This window comes from Exiguobacterium sp. TDN 0502 (assembly GCF_050846835.1).
Classification (GTDB): Bacteria; Bacillota; Bacilli; order Exiguobacteriales; family Exiguobacteriaceae; genus Exiguobacterium_A.
The window spans coordinates 20,840-30,428 of record NZ_JBOZGJ010000020.1 but is presented as its reverse complement, the minus strand read 5'-3'; the positions used below and the strand labels follow the sequence as shown (position 1 = coordinate 30,428).

The window sequence follows — 9,589 nt, the reverse complement described above, 5'->3', positions numbered from 1 at the left end:
CCGTTAGAATACAGAGCTCAAGCCGTTTAAAGAATTTTTATTATTTGTCCTGTCTACTTGACAGGGAGCAGTTCAGAACGAACGTTTTTTTATTTTTTTAAGGCTTCGGCGATCACACGATCCCAGTTGACCTCGTCGCATGCCGTCTGACAAGTGGGTTCCACTTCACATGTCGCACATTTCCCTTTTTTCGCTTTTTTCGTAAAGCGAACAAGTGAAAAACCAGCATAACCAAAGACGATCAGTCCGATGAGTATATCGATGAAATGCATCTGTTCTCCCCCTTATGCGAATCCTAACCATTGTCCTGTTTGATAAATGATGAACGCCACCCCGTAAGCGACGAATAAGCCATATAAACTAGCAATCCATGTCCATTTCGCACTCCCGACTTCTCGCCGGATGACTGCGACGGTCGCTAGACACGGTACATACAACAGGACGAATACCATGAAACTGTATGCACTGAGCGGTGTAAACTGTTGGGCGATATGACGACCGAGTTCCGACTCATTGACGGCGTAGATGATGGCCATCGTCGAGACAACGACCTCTTTCGCAAGAAAACCCGTAATGAGTGCCGCACCCGCCTGCCACGTTCCGAATCCGAGCGGGACGAGGACCGTTGCAATCACGCCGCCGATCAGCGCTAGAAAACTATCATTCATATTGACATCGATGCCGCCAGGTCCTGTATAGGCAAGCAACCAAATAATGACCGATCCTCCAAAGATGAACGTTCCAGCCTTTCGAACGAATCCTTTCCCTTTTTGCCAGGTGCTTCGCCATAAAGTTAAGCCTTGCGGAATCCGGTACGGCGGTTGTTCGACCAAGAATAGACTTGTTGCATCCTCTGCCGCTAACACTTTTGAGAAGACTTTTGCTGCGATGAGCGCTAAAACGATTCCGAGGATATAAAGCGATAAGACGACAAGTGCCTGGTTCGCCGCAAAGAAACTTCCCGCAAATACTGCGTAAATCGGCAGACGGGCAGAACACGACATGAACGGTGAGATGAAGATCGTCACTAACCGTTCGCGCTCTTCTTCGACTGAGCGGGCAGCCATGATGCCTGGTACATTACAGCCGAAGCCAATGATCATCGGAATGAAGCTTTTTCCGTTCAAGCCGACCATTTGCATGAAACGATCCATGACGATTGCAACCCGTGCCATGTAACCCGAGTCCTCTAAAAACGAGATGAAGAAGAAGAGGACGAAGATTTGCGGAACGAATACAAGTACCCCACCTACCCCGGCCACGACACCTTCAACGAGTAGATCCTGGATGAATTGTGATGCTCCAAGAAACCCCAATAGACTCACTAAACCTGTCGAGAGCGGTCCAGCAATGAATCCGTCCAGTAAATCCGACATCGGCGACCCGATCCAGTTAAACGTCACATGAAACAATAGATAAAGTATCGCGAAAAAGATCGGTAACCCTAGAATCGGATGTGTGACGACAGCATCAATCCGTTCCGTCCAGTTCGTTCTCGCTTTCTGTTCCTCCGTGACGACAGCCGCTCTCGTCGCGACTGCCCAGTTCCGACGACACTCCGTGATGTGCGCATGAACGAAACGACCGAGTTGTTGCTCCAGTTGTTTACGAATTGCCGCAATATCCGGTGAACGTTGTTCGAATGTCTCTACGAACACTCGATTACCCGCTAGATATTGGACAGCCATCCACCGCTCCATTTCTGGTAGCTCGACGATTCCGAGGATATCCTCAATCGCCTGTTCGGTTTCCGGACCATAGTCGATCCGTAAAGCAGATTGTGATTCCTGTTGTAAGGATGACAACAATACCTCACATCCGTCCCCTGTCCGGGCTACGATCGGAAAGACATCAACTTGCAAAACCTTTGCCAGTCGCACGGGATCCACGATCATACCGCGATGATCCGCAACATCCATCATGTTCAAACCGATTTGGAGCGGTTTTCCGATTTCTAATAACTGTGCCGTCAATTGCAAATTTCGCTCCAGCTGTGACGCATCGATGATATTGATCATCGAATCGAACGCATCTTCCATCAAAAAGCGTGCGACGACGGCTTCATCTGCGGATAAAGGATCCAGGTCGTAGACACCGGGTAAATCAATCAGTTGTCCGCGATTACCGCGAAGTTGTCCAACCTTTTTATCGACAGTGACACCCGACCAGTTCCCCACATGTGCATAGGAATTCGTCAATCGATTGAACAACGATGTTTTTCCGGTATTCGGATTTCCGAGTAATGCTATTCGTTGTGTCATGGCACATACACCTCAATTCGTTTCGCATCACTCCGGCGGATGGCGACCATTTGATGATGATCCTGTTGTTCGATTGTCATAGGACCTTGAAATATTGCTTTTCGCCGAACGATGACCGGACAGCCTTCATAAAAACCAAGCGCCAGCAAACGGCGGCGTAATCGATCTTCAATCCGATTCATGTTCGTCATTACGACTGGCTGGTTCATTGGAACCGTCGCTAAATCCATCATTCCTGCTCCCCCATTTTATCTGTCCATTCATTGATAACAATTATCATTCCTGATTATACCACCATCACTTCTTCAGTTACATAGGAATTCAGTAAATACATCATCAAAATGTGTTGTAACCAAAAAACTGCTTCCTCCGATGAACCGGCAGAAAGCAGGTATGTCCATTTAATCATGTTCTTCAGTTGCAGCCGCTGTATCAACCGCCTGATGCATCTGTTGATGTAACCACCGGTGACACGTCGGACAAACTGTCTGGTACCCATCAGGTGTCACATGCCACTCAAGCAGGGACTGTCGCGCTTCGTTGCAGAAGGCACATTGACGCGCTACCGGCTCAAGATGATTCCGTTCGTTGAACCGTTCTGTTCGTCGTTGTTTTGCCTGATCAAGTGTTTGAACATCCGCTTCGAAGTAACCAAACTGCCAAGATTCAAGTAATTTCATTCGCGTTTTTCCGTCTATCGATCCCGATGGCATACCCAGTTGCTCAAGCGGACGACCGAGTAACGGATGACGTAAATCTACACTAATCAAATCTAGACACACATATGATGCTTCCGATCCATCCGACTCAATGCGCCAAAACGGATCCTCCGGACGTGTCGTATACTCTGTGAAGAGTGCTTCAGCGAAGGCAAAGATGCCCTCTTTCGTTGCCAAAAATACTTCTTCTCCTTCTGTTAAATCGCCAGGCAGATAAAACGGTTCCTTCGTTTCATAATAATGAACGACGGCTTTTCGAATCGAAAAGCTCGCTTCATCGACGACGAGTACATGACACATCACAGACACCCCTTTATGAGTTTATTCGACCGGTGCACCTAGAATCGGTAAACGCCAATCGGCATCAAATGCACCTGAACGTAACATTTCAATTTCTTCTTTATAGGGTGCAACTTTTTTCTTTGGATCGAGACCAATATACGGTGTCTCTAAAATTTTTGGCAAATGAGCAAGTGCAGGATGATGTACGACACGGTGCAATGTATCAAATCCAATCTCACCAAAGCCGATGTTTTCATGACGGTCCTTCCGAGCGCCGCGGACGTTCTTCGAATCGTTTACGTGAATGACACCAAGTCGATCCAGTCCGACGATCCGGTCGAATTGTTCAAGGACACTATCTAAGTCATGAACGATATCATACCCCGCGTCATGCACGTGACAGGTATCGAGACAGACGGATAGACGATCATGATGCGTGACGCCTTCGATGATTTGAGCGAGCTCCTCGAAGGTCTTTCCGATCTCAGAACCCTTTCCAGCCATCGTCTCAAGTGCAATCTTGACCTTCTCTTCGCCAGTCAGCACTTCATTGAGACCTTCAATGATGCGTTTGATTCCGACCTCTTCTCCAGCACCTACGTGCGCACCTGGGTGTAATACGATATGCTGCGCTTTCTCTAACGCCTCTGCTCGTTCAATCTCAGCTGCTAAAAAGGAGACCGCTAGCTCGAACGTTTCTGGTTTCGTCGTATTTCCTAAATTAATGATATACGGCGCGTGTACGACGATTTCCTCTATTCCATTAGCACTCATATGTTGCAAAGCTTCTGGAATCCGTAACTCTTCCATCGGCTTACGGCGTGTATTTTGAGGTGCTCCTGTATAGACCATCATCGTCGTTGCACCATAAGACGCTGCTTCCTCGCTTGCACCTAACAACATTTTTTTCCCCGAAACGGAGACGTGTGAACCTATTTTCATGTTTTACTCCACCTTTCTCTTTTATCAGTGTACCAAATCTTGAAAACGACAAGACACCCGAAAAATGTTTTTTCATTTCACGGGTGTCATCGACGATGTTATTTTGATTTGCGTGCGTTTTCTTTACGTTGTGCGCGACCGACACCACGTTGTTCTTTGATGCGTTCACGTTTTGCTGTTTCTTTTAATTTATATTGGTGTTTCTTCTTATAACCTGGTTTAACGCGTTTTTTCGCTTTTGCCGCTTCACCAGATAAACGACTATGGGCTGTCTTCGAGACAGCAGTCTTCATATGCGGTTTCGCACGACGACGTTCTTTGACTTCGACGATTTGACTGCCTTTGACATCAACGTTCGTAAATTGAATGCCACGGTCCTCTAAGCGGTTGATCATGCCGTTCTCGTGATCTTCAAACAACGTATATGCCAATCCGTCTTGATCGACACGACCTGTCCGACCGACACGGTGAACGTAGAAGTCCAAATCTTTCGGAATGCCGTGATTGATGACGTGTGAGACGCCTGAAATATCAATTCCGCGTGCAGCAAGATCCGTCACGATGACATATTGATACTTCGCATCGTTGATTTCTTTGATGGCTTGTTTACGACGACGTGCCGGAAGATCTCCGTGAAGAGAACCGACATTGAGTCCTGCTTCTAAGAACAACGCTTCGACTTCGATCGCTTCCGCTTTTGTGTTCGTAAAGATGAGACAGATATACGGATTCAGTGCTTTCGCGACCTTCAACGTCAATTGTGAACGCTCACGGTGCTTGACCGGAATCGTATGATGAACGATTTTCTTCGCTGTCTGTTGCTTTGGATCCACGTGCGCGTAACGCGGATTGTTCATATATTTTTTCAGGAACGGTTGTAATTTCTCAGGAATCGTTGCTGAGAAGACCATCATCTGAAGCTGTTCAGGAAGAGCTTGAGCAATCCGGTCAACTTCCGGCAAGAAGCCCATGTCGAGCATTTGATCCGCTTCATCGATGACATAGTGCTTCACGAAATGCGGCTTCAATGCTTGTTCCTTGAATAAATCTAGAATACGTCCCGGTGTTCCGATGACGATTTGTGGTGAGACTTTCACACGACCGATTTGGCGTTCGCGGTCCATCCCGCCCGTAATAAGGCTCGTCTTGATGAAGTCTGGTTCTTTGACGAGCAAGGATTTCAATTCCTCGTGAATTTGCCAAGCGAGCTCGCGTGTCGGCGCAACGATGATCGCTTGTAACTCTTGCAGTTTTGGATCAACGTTCTGAACGATTGGAAGAAGGAACGATAACGTTTTCCCTGTTCCGGTCTGTGATTGACCGATGATATCGCGTCCCTTTACTGCAGCCGGGATGATTCGTGACTGAATATCGGTCGGTTTTGTGATGCGGGCGTCATCGAGTGCTTCGATGACGAACGGGTGTAATTGATAATGGCTGAATCCATTCATGAATTGACACCGTCCTTTCCTTATTTGCTGAGGCATCCGCCTCTCGATTAGTTCAACATGGTTATGGGTCTACTACCGTCATACAGATAGGAGTACGTATAAAAACGAGTTGGAATCTTTTTGTTTTTCGTATGAAGCTTCAATGCACTGAAGGCGACTTTCATCATCTCATCAGCACTCTGGACGACCGTCGCATCCATCGATTTCATGTCAACAGCTTCTAATATAGCACGATTCCCGTCGATGCCGACAACTATTTTTCCTTTAATACCTGCTTTTTTCAATGCTTCAAGGACACCGAGTGCGATATCGTCATTGTGACAATAGACGGCGTCAAACGAAATGCCCGACTTGATGACTTGGGTCATGACTTTTTCCGAAGTGACGGGATCATAGTCTCCATTGACGGACTCGACGATCCGTAAGTTCGTTTCCCGTTCGATTCCGGTCAGAAATCCCCGGTGCCGTTCATTCGTCGTATTCACGTTCGCCGTACCTGTCACTTCAACGATATCGGCAGTGGCCTGCCCCGTCAGTTTAATCCGTTCATGTTTGATGAATGAAGCGAGCTGTTCTCCGATCAACTGATTGTTTGATGTGATTGAACTGACGACGGCATCGGAACGGATCAATCGATCGATGGCGAACACCGGAATCCCGGCACGCGCCGCTTCTTCTAATGTACTGGCAATATACACATCGTCCAGTGTCGTCACAAAAATCGCATCGACCTTCATTTGAATGAATTCCCGAATCTGTTCCCGCTCGTTAATCCGCGAATTATGCGACGTCGCAACAACCGCCTCGTAACGATTCGCTTTTGCTTGTTCCTTGAATGCACGGACAAGGCGTTGCGCAAACTCGTGCTTATCGTTGACAATCGTAAAACCGATTACATGGCGACGTGGACTCGGATCCGGATTGACGAACAGATTGGAGATGAACAGGACGGATGAAATCCAGACAATCAGGACAAATAACCAGGCCTTATTGAATTTCATTCCGCTTGCTCCTTTCGAGGTAAATGGACTTGAATCGTTGTTCCCACACCCGGCTTACTATCAAAAATCATTTTCCCCTTGTGGTCGCGGACGATTTGTTTGGACATGAAGAGCCCAAGACCATTCCCATCGACTTTCGATGTCTTGAACGCTTGACCGACATGATCGATTTGATCCCCGTCCATTCCGATTCCGTTATCCTGAACGATGAAGACGACCTCTTCCGGATAGACGTGGACATGCAGATGACATATGCCATCAGGTCCTTTGAAGGCTACGGCTTGTAGCGCATTTCGAACACAGTTTGCTAAAATCTGTAAAATCCCTTCCTCTGAGGCATAAATCTTTGGCATGAATGACGGCGTATAGATTTTACAATCCGCTTCATACTGATGCGCCTCCGCTTCTAGGATGTATGTCAACTTCTTCATTAAATCATTCATATCAATCGTCGTTTTTTGAAGCGCATTATTCTCACCTTTTGACAAATCCAGCATCGTTTGAATCATTCCGTTCGCACGGTCCAGTTCCGATAGGGCGAGAACGAGCATTTCTGTCTCTCGGTCTTTTTCTGCTGCCAATAACTGCAACGTCATCTTGACCGGCGTCAACGGATTACGAATTTCATGGGCGATTCCGGCAGCTAGTTGACCGAGCGAGGCTAATTTCTCCTGATGCAACATCGTTTGTTGTTGACTTAACTGTTCCAGCCGTGCGTTTTCCATCCGTTGTGCATACTCATTATAAGCAGCAACGAGCGTCTTGACCTCGTTCGATCCCGCTCGTTCGAGGACAATCGGTTCGGGGGAAGTACTTTTTTCAATCTTGTGCACGAGTTCTAGCAAAGGTGCCGTCAACTGTCTCGACATTAAATACCCGACGATCAAACTGAGGACGAGCGTCAGCGCTGCAATGATCAAATACTGTTGACGTGTCGTGTAGACCGGTTCATAAAAGACATTTCGCGGTGTTCGGACGAGAATTTTCCAGTCCGTCACTTTCAAATCCTTCGCAAAATAATACATATCCTGATTCGTGCTGAAAATTTCAGAAGGCTCGATCGATTGAAAAGCGCGATCGATCACACTTTGGGATAGGACGCGTTCTGCATCTGTTACGAGGTTACTCGATGTGGAAAGCAACTGTTTCTTACTATTGAATAGATACGCAATCGTCTGATCATCGAACGACTCGAGTGAGTTCCGGAAGACGATCGAGTTCATGACACTCAATCCACCCCCGAAGACTCCGACCCGTTCATTCCCATCACGTACAGGAACGAACATATACGTCACGGCATCCGACCCCATCGTGTACAGTTGACTCATATGGAAATCAGTACTTGTCAGAGTCTGAAGGAAGTCATCATCCTTCAGGATGACACTATTCTTCACTTGACGGTCATCACTTGAGAACCAAGTGAATTGTTTCGTCTGTCGATCAAAATAGAAAAAGCTCTTAAAGCCGGTATCGATATCGAGTAAATTAGATTCTTCGATTTTCTGTTCCAGTTTTTCAGGGTTTTTGACATTCAACTGCAAGCTCATGATCTCTTCATGCAAATTCCCGATGTTGTCGCGAATCGCGTTTCCTGAGACCTCGACACTTTTTTCGCTCTGTTTCTCCGTTTGCTGTTCGACCCTTGAGATCGTCACGCGGTCCGCAGTGAAGGCAAGCGCTGAAATGACAAGACAAATCAGGATGAATAAAACAGCGGTAATTTGAAAGAAATAAGACCGCATCATTTTCTTAGACTCCATCCGTTCGCCTCCCTTTTGAATAATTGACAACTTCATTAGTATAGCATGTTCTGTTCCTGAAACAGACTCCTCTATTTTCATTCATAACGAATCAATGGTACACTCTAACTAATCATTCTTTTTCACAAAGGGAGAATCCATAACTATGCTAGTAAAAAAAATCAGCCCTCGTGGCTATTGTTACGGTGTCGTCGATGCGATGAAGCTTGCACAACAAGCGGCGCTGAATAAAGACTTACCACGTCCGATTCACATTTTGGGAATGATCGTCCATAACGCTCACGTGACACGGGAATTCGAAAACATGGGTGTCATCACTGTCGACGGTCCTGATCGTCTCGAAGCGTTAGAGACGATTCAAGAAGGAACAGTCATCTTCACAGCCCATGGGATTTCACCTGCTGTCTATGCACGTGCCGCTGAAAAAAATCTGCACGTCGTCGATGCGACATGTCCTGACGTCACGCGGACGCACGATTTGATTCGTCAAGTCGTCGCTGATGATTATGAAGTCATCTACGTCGGGAAGCACGGTCACCCGGAGCCGGAAGGTGCAGTTGGGGTAGCACCGGAACACGTTCATCTTATCGAAAAGATTGAAGACATCGAGGAACTTCCGGAGCAACTCGCTCATAAAAAAATCATCGTCACGAATCAGACGACGATGAGTCAATGGGATGTTCAAGCCTTAATGGAACACGTCCGTCGTAAATATCCACACGTGGAAGTACACAATGAAATCTGTAACGCTACGCAAGTCCGTCAAGAAGCGGTAGCCGAACAAGCAGGCGATTGTGATCTCGTCATCGTCGTCGGGGATCCACGTTCGAACAACTCAAACCGCTTAGCACAAGTCTCGTTCGATATCGCAGGTACACCTGCACATCGCATCGGCGACCTGACAGAACTTGATCTCGCTTGGCTCAAAGATGTGACGCAAGTCGGTGTGACATCCGGTGCTTCGACACCGACACCAATTACGAAAAAAGTCATCGACTTCCTGCAACAATATGATCCTGCAGACATTAGTACGCACGATAAGACACCGTTCCTTGAGTTACGGCGCATCTTGCCGAAAGTAAAAGTACTTTAATCTGTCTACCCATAAGAAAAGCCCGAGTCGCACGCGACTCGGGCTTTTCTTCATCGTTCTATTAACAGGTTCCCCTTCCT

At 47.0% G+C, this 9,589-nt stretch carries 9 protein-coding genes; 1 reads left to right on the top strand and 8 read right to left on the bottom strand.

Annotation, left to right across the window (positions count from 1 at the left end):
* Window positions 1-89 precede the first annotated feature (89 nt).
* The 8 genes from ACRPK8_RS14925 to ACRPK8_RS14890 form a co-directional block, all read right to left on the bottom strand.
* On the bottom strand, window positions 90-272 hold the full coding sequence (locus ACRPK8_RS14925; protein ID WP_432238859.1) for a FeoB-associated Cys-rich membrane protein: 183 nt from the start codon (window positions 270-272) through the stop codon (window positions 90-92).
* Between the two features lie 12 nt (window positions 273-284).
* On the bottom strand, window positions 285-2,261 hold the full coding sequence (feoB, locus tag ACRPK8_RS14920) for a ferrous iron transport protein B (protein WP_432238858.1): 1,977 nt from the start codon (window positions 2,259-2,261) through the stop codon (window positions 285-287).
* Window positions 2,258-2,494 carry a FeoA family protein gene (locus ACRPK8_RS14915; protein WP_432238857.1) on the bottom strand — a complete coding sequence of 79 codons (237 nt, stop codon included), beginning with the start codon at window positions 2,492-2,494 and terminating at the stop codon, window positions 2,258-2,260. Before ACRPK8_RS14915 ends, feoB begins: the two co-directional genes overlap by 4 nt.
* A 168-nt stretch (window positions 2,495-2,662) precedes the next feature.
* Window positions 2,663-3,280: a hypothetical protein gene (locus ACRPK8_RS14910; RefSeq protein WP_432238856.1), complete on the bottom strand. Its 618-nt coding sequence runs from the start codon at window positions 3,278-3,280 to the stop codon at window positions 2,663-2,665.
* A gap of 21 nt (window positions 3,281-3,301) precedes the next feature.
* The gene (locus ACRPK8_RS14905; RefSeq protein WP_432238855.1) at window positions 3,302-4,204 is read right to left on the bottom strand and encodes a deoxyribonuclease IV; all 903 of its coding nucleotides are present in this window, start codon (window positions 4,202-4,204) and stop codon (window positions 3,302-3,304) included.
* Between the two features lie 98 nt (window positions 4,205-4,302).
* Window positions 4,303-5,655 carry a DEAD/DEAH box helicase gene (locus ACRPK8_RS14900; protein ID WP_064300313.1) on the bottom strand — a complete coding sequence of 451 codons (1,353 nt, stop codon included), beginning with the start codon at window positions 5,653-5,655 and terminating at the stop codon, window positions 4,303-4,305.
* A gap of 47 nt (window positions 5,656-5,702) precedes the next feature.
* Entirely contained in the window at window positions 5,703-6,656 is a 954-nt protein-coding gene (locus tag ACRPK8_RS14895; RefSeq protein ID WP_432238854.1) for a sugar ABC transporter substrate-binding protein, read from the bottom strand.
* Entirely contained in the window at window positions 6,653-8,416 is a 1,764-nt protein-coding gene (locus ACRPK8_RS14890) for a two-component system sensor histidine kinase NtrB (protein ID WP_432238853.1), read from the bottom strand. Before ACRPK8_RS14890 ends, ACRPK8_RS14895 begins: the two co-directional genes overlap by 4 nt.
* 145 nt (window positions 8,417-8,561) lie before the next feature.
* Here ACRPK8_RS14890 and ACRPK8_RS14885 point away from each other — a divergent pair, with 145 nt between their 5' ends.
* Complete coding sequence (locus ACRPK8_RS14885; RefSeq protein WP_432238852.1) at window positions 8,562-9,509, top strand: 4-hydroxy-3-methylbut-2-enyl diphosphate reductase; 948 nt, start codon at window positions 8,562-8,564, stop codon at window positions 9,507-9,509.
* The last annotated feature ends 80 nt before the right edge of the window (window positions 9,510-9,589 follow it).

Excerpts from the sequence above, each read along its gene's own strand:
- ACRPK8_RS14910 (WP_432238856.1), bottom strand. The coding sequence starts at position 3,280 with ATGTGTCATGTACTCGTCGTCGATGAAGCGAGCTTTTCGATTCGAAAA.
- ACRPK8_RS14885 (WP_432238852.1), top strand. The coding sequence starts at position 8,562 with ATGCTAGTAAAAAAAATCAGCCCTCGTGGCTATTGTTACGGTGTCGTC.
- ACRPK8_RS14925 (WP_432238859.1), bottom strand. The coding sequence starts at position 272 with ATGCATTTCATCGATATACTCATCGGACTGATCGTCTTTGGTTATGCT.
- ACRPK8_RS14890 (WP_432238853.1), bottom strand. The coding sequence starts at position 8,416 with ATGGAGTCTAAGAAAATGATGCGGTCTTATTTCTTTCAAATTACCGCT.
- ACRPK8_RS14915 (WP_432238857.1), bottom strand. The coding sequence starts at position 2,494 with ATGATGGATTTAGCGACGGTTCCAATGAACCAGCCAGTCGTAATGACG.
- feoB (WP_432238858.1), bottom strand. The coding sequence starts at position 2,261 with ATGACACAACGAATAGCATTACTCGGAAATCCGAATACCGGAAAAACA.
- ACRPK8_RS14895 (WP_432238854.1), bottom strand. The coding sequence starts at position 6,656 with ATGAAATTCAATAAGGCCTGGTTATTTGTCCTGATTGTCTGGATTTCA.
- ACRPK8_RS14900 (WP_064300313.1), bottom strand. The coding sequence starts at position 5,655 with ATGAATGGATTCAGCCATTATCAATTACACCCGTTCGTCATCGAAGCA.
- ACRPK8_RS14905 (WP_432238855.1), bottom strand. The coding sequence starts at position 4,204 with ATGAAAATAGGTTCACACGTCTCCGTTTCGGGGAAAAAAATGTTGTTA.